The organism is Streptomyces sp. 378 (assembly GCF_030124145.1).
Taxonomy (GTDB): Bacteria; Actinomycetota; Actinomycetes; order Streptomycetales; family Streptomycetaceae; genus Streptomyces.
Genome location: NZ_JASKMS010000004.1, coordinates 263,755 through 279,710 on the forward strand (window position 1 = coordinate 263,755; position 15,956 = coordinate 279,710).

General features: G+C 72.0%; 15 protein-coding genes and 1 pseudogene. 13 read left to right on the forward strand and 3 right to left on the reverse strand.

Going from position 1 to position 15,956, the window contains the following annotated elements; translation table 11 throughout:
- Nucleotides 1-6: 6 nt before the first annotated feature.
- Nucleotides 7-461: pseudogene (locus tag QNO09_RS39880) on the forward strand (hypothetical protein); the annotation flags it as partial.
- Here QNO09_RS39880 and QNO09_RS39675 read toward each other — a convergent pair.
- From QNO09_RS39675 to QNO09_RS08230, 3 genes are read right to left on the reverse strand one after another with little or no spacing between them, the layout of a single operon-like run.
- Complete coding sequence (locus QNO09_RS39675) at nucleotides 359-1,522, reverse strand: HAD-IA family hydrolase (protein ID WP_349636952.1); 1,164 nt, start codon at nucleotides 1,520-1,522, stop codon at nucleotides 359-361. The pseudogene QNO09_RS39880 and the gene QNO09_RS39675 sit on opposite strands and share 103 nt — an antisense overlap.
- Nucleotides 1,522-2,838 (reverse strand): aminotransferase class III-fold pyridoxal phosphate-dependent enzyme, encoded by a 1,317-nt coding sequence (locus QNO09_RS08225; protein ID WP_283969392.1) that lies wholly within the window; start codon nucleotides 2,836-2,838, stop codon nucleotides 1,522-1,524. The genes QNO09_RS39675 and QNO09_RS08225 overlap by 1 nt, the downstream gene beginning before the upstream one ends.
- Complete coding sequence (locus tag QNO09_RS08230; protein WP_283969393.1) at nucleotides 2,835-3,677, reverse strand: formyltransferase family protein; 843 nt, start codon at nucleotides 3,675-3,677, stop codon at nucleotides 2,835-2,837. Before QNO09_RS08230 ends, QNO09_RS08225 begins: the two co-directional genes overlap by 4 nt.
- A 419-nt stretch (nucleotides 3,678-4,096) precedes the next feature.
- On the opposite strand from QNO09_RS08230, the gene QNO09_RS08235 reads away from it, so the two are divergent.
- From QNO09_RS08235 to QNO09_RS08290, 12 genes are all read left to right on the forward strand, one after another.
- Nucleotides 4,097-4,702 carry a LysE family translocator gene (locus tag QNO09_RS08235; RefSeq protein ID WP_283969394.1) on the forward strand — a complete coding sequence of 202 codons (606 nt, stop codon included), beginning with the start codon at nucleotides 4,097-4,099 and terminating at the stop codon, nucleotides 4,700-4,702.
- 10 nt (nucleotides 4,703-4,712) lie between these two features.
- A complete protein-coding gene (locus tag QNO09_RS08240; RefSeq protein WP_283969395.1) occupies nucleotides 4,713-5,630 on the forward strand; it encodes a diiron oxygenase in 918 nt (305 codons plus the stop codon).
- 21 nt (nucleotides 5,631-5,651) lie between these two features.
- Nucleotides 5,652-6,632: an ornithine carbamoyltransferase gene (locus tag QNO09_RS08245; protein ID WP_283969396.1), complete on the forward strand. Its 981-nt coding sequence runs from the start codon at nucleotides 5,652-5,654 to the stop codon at nucleotides 6,630-6,632.
- On the forward strand, nucleotides 6,629-7,606 hold the full coding sequence (sbnA, locus tag QNO09_RS08250; RefSeq protein ID WP_283969397.1) for a 2,3-diaminopropionate biosynthesis protein SbnA: 978 nt from the start codon (nucleotides 6,629-6,631) through the stop codon (nucleotides 7,604-7,606). Before QNO09_RS08245 ends, sbnA begins: the two co-directional genes overlap by 4 nt.
- A 28-nt stretch (nucleotides 7,607-7,634) precedes the next feature.
- The gene (sbnB, locus tag QNO09_RS08255) at nucleotides 7,635-8,648 is read left to right on the forward strand and encodes a 2,3-diaminopropionate biosynthesis protein SbnB (protein WP_283969398.1); all 1,014 of its coding nucleotides are present in this window, start codon (nucleotides 7,635-7,637) and stop codon (nucleotides 8,646-8,648) included.
- Between the two features lie 30 nt (nucleotides 8,649-8,678).
- Nucleotides 8,679-9,386: a 2OG-Fe dioxygenase family protein gene (locus QNO09_RS08260; RefSeq protein ID WP_283969399.1), complete on the forward strand. Its 708-nt coding sequence runs from the start codon at nucleotides 8,679-8,681 to the stop codon at nucleotides 9,384-9,386.
- A 62-nt stretch (nucleotides 9,387-9,448) separates the two neighbouring features.
- A complete protein-coding gene (locus QNO09_RS08265; RefSeq protein ID WP_283969400.1) occupies nucleotides 9,449-10,492 on the forward strand; it encodes an iron-containing redox enzyme family protein in 1,044 nt (347 codons plus the stop codon).
- Nucleotides 10,493-10,502: 10 nt separating this feature from the next.
- On the forward strand, nucleotides 10,503-11,393 hold the full coding sequence (dapF, locus tag QNO09_RS08270) for a diaminopimelate epimerase (protein WP_283969401.1): 891 nt from the start codon (nucleotides 10,503-10,505) through the stop codon (nucleotides 11,391-11,393).
- Nucleotides 11,390-12,475, forward strand: coding sequence for an aminotransferase class I/II-fold pyridoxal phosphate-dependent enzyme (locus QNO09_RS08275; RefSeq protein ID WP_283969402.1), 1,086 nt, complete (start codon nucleotides 11,390-11,392; stop codon nucleotides 12,473-12,475). The genes dapF and QNO09_RS08275 overlap by 4 nt, the downstream gene beginning before the upstream one ends.
- On the forward strand, nucleotides 12,475-13,854 hold the full coding sequence (locus QNO09_RS08280; RefSeq protein WP_283969403.1) for a hypothetical protein: 1,380 nt from the start codon (nucleotides 12,475-12,477) through the stop codon (nucleotides 13,852-13,854). Before QNO09_RS08275 ends, QNO09_RS08280 begins: the two co-directional genes overlap by 1 nt.
- Complete coding sequence (locus tag QNO09_RS08285; protein ID WP_283969404.1) at nucleotides 13,851-15,194, forward strand: MFS transporter; 1,344 nt, start codon at nucleotides 13,851-13,853, stop codon at nucleotides 15,192-15,194. The genes QNO09_RS08280 and QNO09_RS08285 overlap by 4 nt, the downstream gene beginning before the upstream one ends.
- Entirely contained in the window at nucleotides 15,187-15,948 is a 762-nt protein-coding gene (locus tag QNO09_RS08290; protein ID WP_283969405.1) for a PIG-L deacetylase family protein, read from the forward strand. The genes QNO09_RS08285 and QNO09_RS08290 overlap by 8 nt, the downstream gene beginning before the upstream one ends.
- Nucleotides 15,949-15,956: the final 8 nt, after the last annotated feature.

The window sequence follows — 15,956 nt, forward strand, 5'->3', positions numbered from 1 at the left end:
AGCGCGGACTGCATGCCCAGTCTGCGCACGGTGTGGGCCGTCGCGATCTTCGTGCACACCCGCCGGGTCCCGGCTCCTGCGGTTCGCGGGCACGTTCTGGCTGGTGGTCACGCTCGCCGCGACGCTGGGACGACCGTGGCTGGGACCGGGCGGGCTTCCGGCTGGTTGCCTACGGCACGACGCTGTTCGCCGCGCTCCTGGTGTCGTACCGCTGCCTGCCGATGCGGATGGCTGACCTCCCGGAGGTCTCCGGACCTCTCCTCCTGCTGGCGATGGCGTCGGTGATCTACGGCTTTCCGGCCCACCGTCGTCTTCGCCACGGCGGGACCGTACCGGAGGGTTGCCCGCGCGGGCGCCCTCACTCGTGGATCTTCAGCCCCAACTCCACTGCCAGGCCCGCGGTGTCGCGCACCACGCGGGTCGCGGCGGACAGGCGGTCGGCCGGGGTCAGGGCCGCGTAGCCGATGCTGGTCATGCCCGCGGCCTTCGCGGCGTCGACTCCGGGCACGCTGTCCTCGACCACCACCGCGTGGGCGGGATCGACCCCCGTCAGGACCGCCGCGTGCAGGAAGAGATCCGGCGCCGGCTTGCCCCGGGTGACGTCGTCCGCGCAGTACACCCGGCCCTCGAAGAAGGACGCCAGTCCCGTGACGCGCAGGCCGAGGGCGAGCCGGTCCCGGGGCGAACTCGACGCGACGCAAAAGGGGGTGCCGCGCCGGGACAGGGCCCGCAGGACCTCCGCCATGCCGGCGACCGGGCGCAGGTCCCGCTCGAAGGCCTCGATCAGCCGGGCCCGGTAGTGCTCGGCGAACCCCGTCGGCAGCTCCCGCCCGGTCTCGGCCCTGAGCATGGCCCGGACGCGGTCCAGGGTGCCGCCCATGTAGCGGCGCACGCTGTCCTCGTACGAGGTGGGGAACTCCGCCTCCGTGAGCAGCGCCGCCAGCACGCGGTTGGCGATCGGTTCGGAGTCGACGAGCACGCCGTCGTTGTCGAAGATCACCAGATCCGCGTCGGCGGGGTCCCGCAGCGGTCGGGGCGCGGGTGCCGTCTCCGCCGCCCAGGTGGGGTACGGACGGCCGTGCAGGGAGGCGTTGTCGAACCGCGGGTCGGTGGTGACCTCCTCGGTGACCCACTCGGGCAGGTCGACTACGTCCGCCGCGTCCTCGGCCTCCAGCTCCGCCAGCACCAGACCGGCGTTGGAGCCGTAGAACTCGTCCACGGTCCAGCCGTCGAAGCGCCCGCCCAGATGGTGCCGCTTCTTCTGCACCAACGGCTGCGGACACAGCCGCGCGAGGATCTCCTCGGCCTCCGCCAGCGGCACCGGGTACTCGAACTCGGCCCTGCGCGCCCCGTCGCGGGGGCCCTTGACGGTGAGGACCGCCTCGGCGCCGTCGGTGATCCGCACGCGCACCGCGCGCTCGGGTTCGGAGGACATGTACCCCTGGCGGACCTCCCGGGTCCGCACCACCGTCTCGCGCCAGCCGCGGCCGACGAGGAACTTCCGCTCCGTCTCCACCCCCATCAGGCGATGCCCTTCAGCGCCGTCTCGAAGACCTCGGCGAAGAAGTCCAGTTCGCGTTCCCCGATGACGAGCGGGGGGTGCACGTTGATGACGTCCGGCGCCATACCGGTCGTCGCGACGAGGACACCGGCGTCCGGGTGCCCGGACCGGAACAGGTGCCGCATCCGGCCGGCGTGCGGTCCGGTGAGGACGATGCGCGCGGTGCCGCCCATCGCGTCCACACCCCGTACGAGGTCCGGATGCCGTGCGGCGACCTCGGTGAGCCGGTCGCGCATGGCCTCCTCCAGCCGCAGGACGTCCTTGTCGACCGTGGTCCACCGCTCCCAGCGGTCCAGCACCGTGTCCACGACGGCGAGGGCGCTCGGAATGCCGATGTACGTGGAGGAGTGGCTGCCGGGCCGGTACCGCTCGGGGCTTCCGAGCGGCTCGCGGGACCACACCATGCTCAGCGCCGCACCGCCGTTGGCCAGGCCCTTGCTGGTGACGACGATGTCCGGAGTCACCCCGGAGCGCTGGAACCCCCAGCGCGGACCCACCCGGTGCATGCCGGTGAAGATCTCGTCCGCGATGACCACCGCCCCCTGCTCCCGGGCGTGATCCACGGCGGCGCGAAGCAGTTCGTGGTCGGGTTCCACCATGCCGCCCACGTTCTGAACGGACTCGAAGACGAAAGCCGACACCTTCCGGCCGAAGTCTCGCCCCCCGACGCCGCTCAGCTCGGAACCCCACCGGGTGACCGCCTCACGGCAGCCCGGCCCGCAGCCGGCTCCCGCCACGGCGTGCGGGCACCGCTGCGAGTCCGGGCTCGGAAGCCGGACCACCTCCAGCCCCCACGCGGCGAGCAACTCCCGGTAGCGCGGGCTGGAACTGAGCATGCTGGTCACGCCGGAGCGGCCGTGGAAGGCGCCCTCGAAGACGACGATCGTGCCCGGGCCGTTCGCGGCGAAGGCGATGCGCAGGGCCGTCTCCATGGCCTGCGCTCCGCCGAGGTCCAGCTCCACCCGGCCGGGCGTGCCCAGCACGTCGGACACGAGCGGTTCCAGCCGGGAGAGCACCTTGAGCCGCAGCTCGGACTCGGCGAAGGAGGGCAGGGCGGGCAGCTGTTCGCAGCGCCGCATCGCCTCCTGCAGCAGGGTGGCGTCGTAGCCGAAGGCGACGGTGCCGTTGGCGGCCTCCGCGTCGAGGTACCGGCGCCCGTCGTGGGCGGTCAGCCAGCTGCCCGAACCGGAGACGAACCGGGGGACGTCGGGTTCGCGGTAGACCAGGTTGCCCGCCCCGGCGAAGGAGGGGATGCGCTCGTCGGCGAGGTCGGTCATGTCAGGGGCTCCCCGGTCAGTCGCCGTCCGCCGAGTTCGGTCGGCTCTCCGTCCACCACCACGACCCGGCTGCCGTCGCGGTGTCGCTGGTCCGACAGGGCGAGCCGCCCCGCCGCGAAGGCCTCCACCGACCACCGCAGACACGGCCGGTCGCTGAGGCTCTTCTGCTTCATCTCCTGTGCCCGGGCGTCCTCGACGGTGGGCCGTCGTCCTTCGACGGGCACTTCCGGCCCCATCGCGAGGATCGCGCCGCCGTCCCGGGTGCCGTCCACGAGGAAGCAGGAGGTGCGGGTCGTCTTGCGGCCCGCCGCCATCGCGAGTCGGACGGGGTCCTTGCCCGTGAACCGCCGGTGGCCCGCTTCGTCCAGGACCGACAGGTCGGCCGGGTGCTGGTTGATCATGCGTCCCCGGTAGCGTTCGAGCAGCCGGCCGTCGATCCAGCGGTGGTAGGCGAGGACGACCAGGTCCAGCTCGCCGTTGTCCCGCTCCCAGTCGGCGATCCGTCCGTCCAGCGCGTCGTGCCACTGCCGGGCCCGGTCCCGGTAGGCCTCGCGGCCCGCCCGGCCGACGGCGGCCGACGCCGTTCCGCAGACGCGGTCGAAGTCGCCCGGCCACGCCTCGACCCCGGCCTGCCGCGCCACGTCCAGGGCCTTGACCCGCTCGGCGTGCGAGGCGACGAGACAGACCCGGAACTCCTCGGGCCGTGTCCGTTGCAGGTCCAGCAGCGTGGTGAGATTGGCGCCGGTGGCGGAGACCAGGACGCCGATGCGCAGCGGCCCGGCCGCCGAACGACGGGCCAGGGGTGGCAGGGTGGCGCCGGCCGGAGTGGGTGCGGACAAGAGCACTCCGTCTCTGTTCTCTCGGGCCCCGAAGAGGTTCGCGGCGGTTGCGACATGACTCGCTCCACTCTGGGAGCCCGCCGGGCGGCCCGTCCACGGCAGGTCCGGCTCATCTCCCTGCACTGCAGGGAGATGAAGGCCGCGGGGCTGGAGTTGTTGAACGGTGATAGGTGATGCTCGAAACCGGGCCACCGAGCCTGTACTACCCGGAAATCCCGTACCAACTGGCAATCCCAGAAAGCAGGAGACCGAAAATGTCCTCGCTCATTCGTGACATGTTCTCTCTCGAGCGTTGCGGGCAGGCGCCCGACATTCGTTGGGACTGATTTCCCTCCCGGCCTGCCTGCTGAACTCGGCCTACCTGGCAGTGGATTCCATTGATTGACATTTCAGGGTACGTGGCAGTCGCAGGTCTCTTGGTGATCATTCCTGGAGCCGACACGCTCGTCGTGGTGCGCAACACGCTGAGCGGTGACTTCAGGAGCGCGGTCCGCACCACCGTCGGTGTGTGCGCGGGGCTGGTCGCCTGGGCCCTGATGTCGTCCATCGGGCTCGCGACCGCCCTGGCCGCGTCGCCGACACTGTTCAACCTGCTCCGAGCCGCCGGGGCCGCCTATCTGGTGTATCTGGGCGTGCAGGCGCTCGTGGCGGCACGCCGGACCGGGACACCGGACGCGGTCCGTCAGACCGGGCGGGCAGAGGCGCCCGCGCGCTCCGGAAAGGACTGGCGCCAAGGCGCCCTGACCAGTCTGGGAAACCCGAAGGTCGGTGTCTTCTACACCTCCCTGCTGCCGCAGTTCATTCCGGCGGACGGGTCGTCCCTTTCCTCCTCGCTGCTGCTGGCGGCGATTCACGTCGCCCTGAGTTTCCTTTCGCTGCTCGCGTACGCGGCGATCGTCGCCCGCATGGGAGACGTGTTCCGCAAGGACGGATGGCGCCGCGTCCTGGAGACGGTCGCGGGGGCGGCCCTGGTCGCCGTCGGACTGTGGCTGATGGTCTCCGCAGTCACGGGAATCCAGACATAGGAGAGTTGAGATGAAGTCGCCGCTGGACGGCTGGTACGACAAGGCCGGGGTGCGGACCGACCCGCGGCGGATCATGGCACGGGAACTGGAGGAGGGTAAGGCCCTCTTCCCGCACACGCTCATCCCGTACCTGGACCACCCCCTCGTGGCCGCCCTGGAGCCCGAGGAGCGGTACCGGATCACCGCACGGCATCTGTACCAGTACATGCAGTTCACGATGCACTTCGAGACGAGTGTGGTGAACCGGGCGGCCGAGCGCATCGCGAACGGCACGTCGGGCCTGCCGCTGCCGGCGGCGACGCGGCTGGACGCGTACAAGATCTACTGCGACGAGGCCTACCACGCCCTGTGCAGTCTGGACGTGGTGGGTCAGGTGAGCGATGCGACCGGGGTCGGGGTGCCCGACTACGACTTCGCCCCGTTCCTCGACCGTCTCGACGGCCTCGGGGCCTCGGTCATGCCCGGTGAGACGACCCTCGTCCAACTGCTCCAGGTGGTCGTCTTCGAGACGCTGGTCACCTCGATCCTGAAGGACATCCCCAAGGACCAGATGGTGGTCGGCACCGTGCGGGAGGTCGTGCGGGACCATGCCCAGGACGAAGGACGCCACCACGCGTACTTCGCGGCGTTCTTCAAGGAACTCTGGCACGACCTGAGCCCCGCCCTGCGGGAGCGGGCCTCGCGCTGCCTGCCGGAACTGGTCAGCCGCAGCCTCACGCCCGACCTGGTGCCGGTGCGCGGCTCCCTCCGGCTGGCGGGACTGGACGAGGCGGCGGTGAGCGAGGTCCTCGCCGACGTCTACGCCCCGGACAAGACCCGGGACGGCATCCGGGCCAGTGCCCGGCACACCTTTCAACTGTTCGAATCCGTAGGCGTGTTGGACGTGCCGGGTGCACGGGACTCCTTCATGTCCGCCGGGTTGCTCTGACGACGGACACGGGAGAAGGAAATGACTGCAGAGACCCGTTCCCTCCTGGGAACGCCCGAGAGCGTCCCCGAGACGGGCGTCTTCTCGCTGTCCGAACTGGACGGCAAACACATCGACGCCCTGGTGCGCCGGTCCTGCGACTTCTTCGCCGACCGCGCCGACCACGACCGCCCGTTGCGGGACACCATCGCGGGCATCCTGTTCACCAAGACCTCCACCCGGACCCGCACCGCCTTCACGACCGCCGCGCTCCGGCTGGGCGCCCAGGTCATCAGCTACGGCCCGCACGACCTCCAGCTGGAGACCGGTGAGTCCCTGGAGGACACCGGCCGGGTCTTCGGGCGGATGCTGGACCTGCTGGTCGCGCGGACCGCGGGCCCCGTCGAGCAGCTGCGCACCCTGTCCCGGTACGGCGGGATCCCCGTGGTCAACGCCATGGGGCAGGAGGAGCACCCCACCCAGGGCGTCTGCGACCTGGCCACCATCAACCTGCACTTCGGCGCCGTCGAGGGTGTCAAGGTGCTGTACGTCGGCGAGGGCAACAACAGTGCCGTGGCGCTCGCGCACGGCCTGGCGCACTACCCGGGGACGGAGCTGACCCTGCTCACCCCGTCCGGCTACGGCGTGCCCGGGCACGAGCTGGCCGCGGCCCGGAGCAGAGCCGAGGCCAACGGCTCCGTACTGCGCCAGACGCACTCCCCGGACGAGGCGCCGGACGCCGTCGACGTGGTGTACACGACGCGCTGGCAGACGACGGGCACCTTGAAGCCGGACGCCGACTGGCGGGAGCTCTTCCGTCCCTACTACATCGACGAGGCGTTCATGAGCCGCCGGCCCGGGGCCGTCCTCATGCACGACCTGCCGGCGCACCGGGGTGACGAGATCTCCGGGGGCGTGCTGGAGGGCGAGCACACCCTCGCCTGGACGCAGGCGGAGATGAAGCTGACCAGCGCCATGGCCGTTCTCGAGTCGCTGGCGACCGCGCGCCGGGGCAGCGCATGATCAAGGACTGCGTGTACGACGTCGTCACCGACGACGTGTTCCTGCGGTTCCCCGACGTCCTGCCCGGCAGCGAGCTGTTCCTGAAGCTGGAAGGGCTGAACCCGGCGGGCTCGGTGAAGCTCAAGACCGCGGTCGGGCTGATCCAGGACGCCGAGCGGCGCGGGCTGCTCGGTGCCGGGGGACAGGTGGTGGAGTCCTCTTCGGGCAACCTCGGCGTCGCCCTGGCGGTGGTCTGCGCCGCGAAGGGCTACGACTTCACCTGCGTCACCGATGTCAACGCCTCACCGCACAGCGTCGCGCTGATGCGGGCCCTGCACGCGAACGTCGTCCTGGTCGACGAGCGGGACGCCAACGGCGGCTTCCTCGGGACGCGCATCGCGCTGATCCGGCGGATGCTGGCCGAGGATCCGGCGCTGGTGTGGCTCAACCAGTACGCCAACCCCGCCAACCCGCGTGTCCACGCCACGCACACGGCCGTGTCCATCCTCGCCGAACTCGGCAGGGTGGACTACCTGTTCGTCGGCGCCGGCACGACGGGCACCCTGACCGGATGCGCCTCCCACTTCCGTGAGGCCTCGCCCCGCACCCGGATCATCGCCGTCGACAGCGTCGGCTCGGTCACCTTCGGCACCCGGCCCGGCCCGCGCCATCTGCCCGGTCTCGGCACCAGCCGCGTACCGGAGATCAGCCGCTCCGACCTGATCGACGAGGTCATGCTGGTGGAGGAGGCGGAGGCGGTGAAGGCCTGCCGGATGCTCGCCCGGCGGCACGGCCTGCTGGTGGGCGGCTCCAGCGGATCGGTGTTCTCGGCGGTCCAGAGCCGGGCCCTCGACATCCCCGCCGGTTCCCGGGTGGTGGCCATAGCGCCCGACATGGGTGAGCGCTACCTCGGCACCGTGTACGACGACGACTGGGTCGCCGCGAGATTCGGCATCGACCCCGTTTCCCAGCTCCCGGCCGTGATGGGCCGATGAAACTCCGTCAACTCCGTGGGGGAACCTCATGTTCGGATTCGATGTAGTCAGCGGTACGGTCGCTCGCGAGGTGATCTCCGAATCGCGGAAAGAACTGATCGGTATCGTCCGGGACGCCTATCTGGCCCATGAGGGCGGGGACTCGGTGAACCCGAACAGCTATTTCCTGCGCTTTCCCGAGAAGCCCTCGGCGCGCATCATCGCGCTGCCCGCCTACCTCGGTGGCGGCTACGACGTCGCCGGCATCAAATGGATCGCGAGTTTCCCCGAGAACGTCGAGCGCAACGTGCCCAGGGCGTCCGCCGTCCTGCTGCTGAACGACTACGCCACGGGATACCCCTTCGCCTGCCTGGAGGCGTCCCAGATCAGCGCCGCGCGCACCGCGGCGTCCTGCGTGCTCGGAGCCGCACAGCTGCACGGCTCCTCCCGCGCGGCCCGGATCGCCGTCGTCGGGGCGGGCGTCATCGCCCGCAACATCCTCGACTTCTTCGTCGCGGACGGCTGGGACATCGGGCAGTTCGCCCTCTACGACCAGGTGCCCGGCTACGCCGACGCGCTGGTGTCGTACGCCCGCGAGACGCTGGGCACCGAGGCGGAGCGCACGGACAGCCTGGAGTCCGCCGTGAAGGGCGCCGACCTCGTGGTGCTGGCGACGACGGCCGGCACTCCCTACATCACCGACCCGCACCTCTTCGAGCCGGGCCAGGTGGTGCTGAACATCTCCCTGCGCGACATCGCGCCCGAGATCATCCTGGACGCGCACAACGTGGTCGACGACATCGACCACTGCCTGACCGCCAACACCTCCGTGCACCTGGCGGAACAGAGCTGCGGACACCGCGGGTTCGTCGACGGGACCCTGGCACAGGTGATCGAGGGGAAGGTCCGGCCGGGCGACGGCAAGCCGCGCATCTTCTCCCCCTTCGGCCTCGGCGTGCTCGACCTGGCCGTGGGCTCCTTCGTCTACCGCAACGCGGTGGAGTCGGGCCGTACGACGGGCATCGACGGGTTCTTCGCGGAGACCGAGCGGTGGCAGAAGTGACCCACCTCCCCGACGACGCGAAGGAGTGTCATGCCGCTCGGCGCTGAAGGTTTCTCCCTGATCGAACTGCCGTCGGCCACGCCGGAGTTGCTGGCGACGTACGACGAGCTGCCGGTCGACCCCTACATGGGGCACGGAACGCGGTACAAGAAGTTCTCGCAGTACCGGCTGACGGCGTCGGCCGACGGAGGGTGGAGCTTCGGGCTGCTGCCGCACCGGGACTACACCGCGTTCAAGAAGTTCAACCCGGTCGGCGGCGGCATGCGCCGCACGTACCCGTCCCTCGACGCGGACTTCACCCCCCTCATCGCCGTGGGCGCCCGGGAGATCGGGCTGGACCGGAGTGAGGACTGGCAGATCAACGTGCACCAGAACCGCAGCCGTGCGGAGCGGGGCCGGCCCGGTCCGCTCACGCCGGAGGGGGTGCACCACGACGGGCACGAGTTCGTCATGATCGGCGTCCTGCGCCGGGAAGGGGTCACGGGCGGCGAGACGCGGCTGTGGCACCCCGGGGACGAGAAGCCCCTCTGGAACGGCACGTTGAAGCCCGGCCAGGCCGTGCTCCTCGACGACCGGCGGCTCGCCCACGACGTGACCGACATCGTGGCCACCGGGGAGCAGCCCGGCCACCGCGACATCTTCATCGTCGCCTTCTCGCGCTGGAGCGAGAAGTGGTACGGCGACGAGCACGACGCCGCGGCGCTCTCGGACGACGAGAAACGACCGGACGAGAACTGACAGGACGGACGGCATTCCACATGTACACGGCTTCCCCGCACAGCTGTACCGACGGAAAAGACGTGCTCGCCGGGAGGGTGCCGGAGGTCCTGCGCGACCTGGAGCACCGCTCCGCCGACGAGTTGCTCCGGATGTCCGACGACTACGGCTTCCGGAGTGACCTCGCCGCGGCGTGCCGCGCGCTGACGAGCCGCGCCTACGACGACGGTGACCGGGCGGCCCTGGAGGAGGTCCACGGCGCGCTGTCCCTGATCTACGACCACGAGTTCTCCGCCCGCCCCGTCCAGGAGTCGGACCAGGAACGCGAGCCGATCCTGCGGGACGTGGCGGCCGTCCTGGAGCGAGCCGTGCTCGGCCACGAGCTCCGGCGGATCCCGGAGTCGAGCGTCACCGGCTACCCCGAGTCGGGCCCGGAGTACGTCCGCTGGCTGAAGGCGGTGATCAGCGACCACCCGGCCGGCTGGCACCCCCTCTACCACCGGCATCTCGCCGAGCACGGCAGCACGGAGGACCTGCGCCTGCTGCTCGCACAGGAGACCAGCCTCGACCCGCGCTTCGACGACATCCTGGCCCTCCTCCAGATCGGCCGGCACGGCGTCGAGAAGATGGAGATCGCCGCCAACTACTGGGACGAGATGGGCAACGGCGAGCCCGCCGGGGTGCACACCACCCTCTTCTCGCAGGCGCTGGAGGCGATCGGCGCCGACCCCGAGTACATACGCCGTGAGTTCCTGCTGGAAGCGGGGATCTCCGGCAACATCTCGGCCTGCCTGGCCCTCTCCCGCCGCCACTATCACAAGGCCGTCGGCTACTTCGGCGTCACCGAGTACCTGGCGCCGCGCCGGTTTCGCTGCGTGGTCGACGCCTGGCGGCGCCACGACCTGGACGAGGTCGGCATCGTCTACCACGACCTGCACATCGGGGTGGACGCCGGGCACGCCGCCGGCTGGTTCAAGAACGTGATCGGCCCGCTGGTGGGCGCCGACCCGGCAGCGGGACGCGACATCGCCCTCGGCGCGATGATCCGGCTCAACACCTCCCGGGACTACCTCGACACGCTGCTGGAACGCATGCGTGCCGACGCCCCGGTCCCGACCGGCGTCTGAGAGGGCGCCGGTGAACGGGGGAGCCTTTCCGGCCACGGACTTCGCCAAGTACGAGGCGCTGGGCAACGACTACATCGTCATCGACCCGAGCGGCACGGGCTTCGTGCCGCTGCCCGAGCACGTCCGGCTGGCGTGCGACCGCCACCACGGCCTCGGCGGGGACGGTCTGCTGTACGGACCGTTGCCGGCCGAGGAGGGCTTCCGGCTGCTCACCTTCAACGCGGACGGCTCCGAGTGCCCGCAGAGCGGCAACGGCCTGCGGATCTTCGCCCGGTACCTGCGCGAGTCCGGGCACACGGACGCGGACACCTTCACGCTGCACTCGTCCGCCGGTCCCGCCACGGTCCGTGTCCTCGACCTCGACTCCGGCACGGTGAGCGCCGACCTCGGCACGGCCTCGCTGGACAGCCGCGCCGTCGGTGCGGTCGGCCCCGCCCGCACCCTGCTGCGCGAGCCCCTGCTCGCCGCCGGTGAACCGTGGGAGGTCACCTGCGTGCAGCTCGGCAGCCCGCACTGCGTGATCCCCGTACCCGACCGGAACGCCGACGAGGCCCTGGCCCGTACGGTCGGCGCGGCCGTGCGCGACCACGCGATGTTCCCGGACCGGATCAACGTCGAACTCCTCGACGTGATCGACCGGGAGACCCTCCGGATCGAGATCTTCGAGCGGGGCGCCGGGTACACCCTCGCCTCCGGAAGCAGCGCCTGTGCGGCCGCCGTCGCCGCGCACGCCCTGGGCCTCACCGGCTCACGGGTCACGGTCCGCATGCCCGGGGGAGAGGTCGAGGTCGGCATCGGCGAGGACGGCACGGTCACCCTCACCGGCGTGGTCCGCCCGGTGCTGCGCGGCCGCTGGGCGGCGGGCATCGGACAGCGGCTGGCCGAGAAGACGCTCGCATGAGGCGGGCCCGCCCGGGCGCCGGGTACCCGATGCGCCGCTGGGTCTTCGAGGATGCCAGGGGCCGCTACGACATCGACCTCGGCGACAGCCACGTGGACTGCTCCACGGTCGGCGACCTGCCGTGGCCGGCCGACCTGGTCCTGGACTACGGCACCGACGCGGGCGGCGACCGGCTCCGCTCGCTGGTCGCGGACGGCTACGGCCGGGGCGTCGACCACGTGGCCATCACCCACGGGGCCCAGGAGGCCCTATATCTCCTCTACCAGGCGCTGCTGCGGCCCGGTGACCACGTCGTGGTCTTCACCCCGGGCTGGCAGCAGGCCCGCGCGGTGCCGGAGGCGCTCGGGTGCGAGGTCTCGTGCGTGGGCCTGACGGCCGGCGGACGCCCCGACGTGGCCGCCGCCACCGAGCTGATCGGACCACGGACCAGGGCGGTCGTGCTCAACTCGCCCTGCAATCCGAGCGGACGACGACTCGCCGAAGACGAGACGGAACCACTGCTCGCCGCGCTGCGCCGACACGGCGGCCACCTGCTGCTGGACGAGGAGTACGTGGCCGACCTCGCCGCCGACTCCCTGCTCGGCCGCTACGAGCGGGCGGTGTCCGTCTCCAGCCTCTCCAAGGTCTACGGCTTCCCCGGGCTGCGGACGGGCTGGATGTGCGGTCCCCCGGAGCTGGTGCGCGCCGCGATGGACCTCAAGCACCTCACCACCATCTCCAACTCGGTGCTCACCGAGCGGCTGGCCGCCGAGGTGCTGGAGCGCCGGGAGCACTATCTGGAGCGGTACCGGAGGCTGACCTCGGACGGATACCGGGCCCTGCGCGACTGGGCGGCCGGGCACGAGGGCGCGGTGCGCGTCATGGAACCCGAGGGGACGCCGTTCGCCTGGCTCTCGCTGCACACCGGCGAGACGTCCCTCTCGCTGTGCCGGCGCGTCCTGCACCGGGGCCGCGTCCTGCTCATGCCCGCCGAGGTCTTCGACAGCGAACAGGGCCTGAGGGTCACCTTCGCGCGCGAGGAGTCCGTGCTGCGCGAGGGCCTGGGCCGGCTCGGTGCGCTGCTCGACGACCGGAGCGGCTGATGGGAGCCGTGGGAAGGGCCTGCCGGACGGACACGGCCGGCCCGGACGAGGCCGAGGCCCTGGCAACGGAGCCGGCCGGCGACGCGGAGGACGCCCGCGCGGCCGCCGCGCTGTTCGACGGTATCCACGGCGCCGACGGCCCGTGGCGGCCGGTGCGTCCCCTGCTGCTGCCCGCCGACGACTACCACAGGGCGGCGGACCTGTCCGCCCGCGCCGCCCGGCTGGTACTGGACGCCGCCCTGCGCCGGGCCCGTACCGCCGGCGAGCTGCTGGCGGCGCTCGGCTCCCGGCCCGAGGCGTTCCCCCTGCTCGACCACGACGCCCCGCTCGGCGGACACCTGCTGGCCGCGATCCGCCCCGACATCCTGATGGAGCGCGGCACGCCCCGGTTCGTCGAACTCAACGTCGACAGCGCCCTGGGCGGCGTGCTCCAGGCCGACCTGGTCCCGGACCGCTTCCTGCGGCGCTACCGTCGTGCACCGCTGCCCGGCGGGCCCGCGCTCACCGCGCCGCCGTCGGCTGTCGAGGCCCGGGCTGAGGCCCTGCGGTCCTTCCTCGCGCTGCCCGCGGGCGCCGCCGTCCTCCTCCCGCACTACCGGGTGGGCAACCTTCCGGGGCTGGCCGAGGACCCCGCCCGGTTCGCCGCATGGCTCGAACCCGTCTTCCGCAGCGCCCGGCGCCACGGCATCGAGCTGTTCAGCCACCCGCTGGAGGACCTCACCACCGACCGGGACGGCCGCCTCAGGGCCGGTGGCCGCCCGGTGGACGGCGTGTTCCGCTCGTTCGTCAGCCACGGCCAGGGCGCGAGCCCGGGCCTCACGGCGCTGGCCCGTGCCGTGTCCACGGGCGCCGTGGGGATGTTCACGCCGGAGGCCACCATGCTGCTCACCAACAAGAAGACCCTGGCCTGGCTCTGGGAGGACCTGGACCGACTGCCGTCTCGGGAGGGCGAGTTCGTCACCGCGCACATCCCGAGGACGGTCCGGCTGGAGCCGACCGCGGGCGGAGCCGCCCCGCACGAGGCCCTGACCGGCCGCTCCCGTCTCGTCCTCAAGCCCGCGGACGGCTTCGGGGGCCGCGGCGTCGTCGTCGGGGCCGCGGTGTCCGACGACACCTGGCACGCCGAGGTGGAGCGGGCGGCGCGCCAGGGCGGCCACGTCCTCCAGGAGCACGTCGAACCGGACCGGGTGCGCCTCGGCTTCGTCCACACCCCCAGCGGCGAGGTCACCCACGCCGAGGTCCCCTACGTCCTCGGCCCCTTCCTGTACGGACTGCGCGCGTCCGGGATGCTGGTGCGGCACGGCACCCCCTCGGCGGGGCCCGTGCTCAACGCCGGCGCGGGCGCCGTCATGAACAGCGTCCTGCTGGTGGGGGCGTGAGACGGCCCGTGCGTGCCTTCCCGAAGCGGTCCGCCGCGTCCGCACCGGCGGACCGGAAACTCGGCGCCCCGTTCCGGATCTTCCAGGCGTCCGTCCTGGGCTCGAACCTGGCGGACGGCGTCTACCTGGTCACGCTGCCGCTGCTGGCCCTCTCCCTGAGCGGCTCGGCGCTGGTGGTCAGCGCCGTGGGCGTCGCCCTGCGCGCGCCGTGGCTGCTGCTGATCCTGCCCGCGGGAGTGGTCGTGGACCGCTGCGCGCCGATGGCCGTCATGAACTGGGCGTCGAAATGCCGCTTCCCGCTGGTCGCCGTGCTCGGCCTGCTCGCCTGGGCGGGGATGCTGCCGGTGTGGGCGCTGGTGGCCGGCGCGTTCCTGATCGCGGCGATGGGAACCTTCGTGGACCTCGCCGCCCAGTCACTCCTGCCGCGTCTGGTCACCCCGGAGCTGCTGCCCAGGGCCAACGCCAATCTGCAGTCCGGCCAGACCCTCGCGGCGCAGTTCGCGGGTCCGGCCCTCGGCGGCGTCCTCGCCTCGATGCACGGCGTGGGCTTCACCGTCGCGGCCGTGCTCTACGCGGGAGGGCTGATCGGCCTCGCCCTGCTGCACCGCCGGCCGGGCCCGTTCGGGGCGCACGCCCTCCCGGCCGCGCCCCGGGAACCCGGGCCCGCCGGCCGCGGGATCGCGTCGATGTGGCGGGACCTGCGCGAGGGCGCCGCCTACTTCAGACGGCGCCACGACCTGATCGGTCTCGCCGCCGTCGCCGCCACCGGCAACATCGCGTTCGCCGCCACCATGACCATGCTGCCGGTGTGGGTGGTCTCCCCGGGGCGGCTCGGACTGTCGGGTTCGGCCATGGGCGTCATCGCCGCCGCCCCCGCCGTGGGTGGCGTGCTGGCGGGCCTGGTGGCCGCGCGGCTGCTGAACCGCTTCGGCGGGCGGGCGGTGCTCGGCTTCTGCGCCCCCGCCGTGGGGTTGTGCCTGGCAGCGATCGCCCTGCCGACCCCGCCGGCCGCGTTCGCCGCGCTGGCCGTGTGCGGAGGACTGATGGTGCAGCTGAACGTGATGAGCATGTCCCACCGGCAGTCGACCATCCCGACCGCGCTGTTCGCACGGGTCAACTCCGTCTACCGGTGGATCATCCTCGGCGTCTCGCCCGTCGGAGCGCTGCTCGGCGGTCTCGTCGCGCAGTGGTTCGGCACCGCCGCGGTGTTCCTGTCCGGGGGCGCGCTGGCCCTGGCCGCGGGCGCCCTGCTGCCCGCCCTGCTCTTCCACCCCTCACCCCAAGGCACCGACCGCCTTGCGGAACCGCGACCGACCGACGAGGAACTGACCCATGACTGAACAGCTCCAGGAGTTTCCCACCGACTGGACGCGTGCCCTGGCCATCGTCGCGCACCCCGACGACGTCGAGTACTCGGCCGCCGCCGCCGTCGCGACCTGGGTCGACGAGGGCAAGGAGGTCGTGTACCTGATGGCGAGCCGGGGCGAGTGCGGGATCGACGGCCTGGACCCCGAGAAGGCGGCGCCGATCAGGGAGCGGGAGCAGCGCGCGAGCGCCGCGGTCGCCGGCGTGCAGCAGGTGGAGTTCCTCGACCACCCCGACGGGCTGATCGAGTACGGCGCCGCGCTGCGCCGGGACCTCACGCACGCGGTGCGCCGGCACCGCCCGGAGCTGGTCTTCACGCTCAATCACCACGACCACTGGCGCGGCGTCTCGTGGAACACCCCGGACCACCGCAACGTCGGCCGGGCCGCCCTCGACGCGGCGGCCGACGCCGCCAACCGGTATCTGTTCCCCGAGGAGGGTCTTGAGCCCTGGGAGGGGGTGCGCTGGCAGGCGGTGGCCGGATCCCCGTACCCCACGCACGCCGTGGACGTCACCTGGGCGGTGGAGCGCGGCGTCCGGGCGGTGCTGGAGCACGCCACCTACCTTCAGACGCTGACCGACGAGGAGCCGGAGGCTTACGTCCGGGGGTTCCTGGGCCGCAATCTCGCCGCCGCCGGAGCGCGGTTCGGCGGCCGGCCGGCGGTGTCCTTCGAGGTCTTCCACCGCGACCCGTACCGGGTGCGCGCCGGCGAGGTCCACTACCGCTGAGCCTCGGC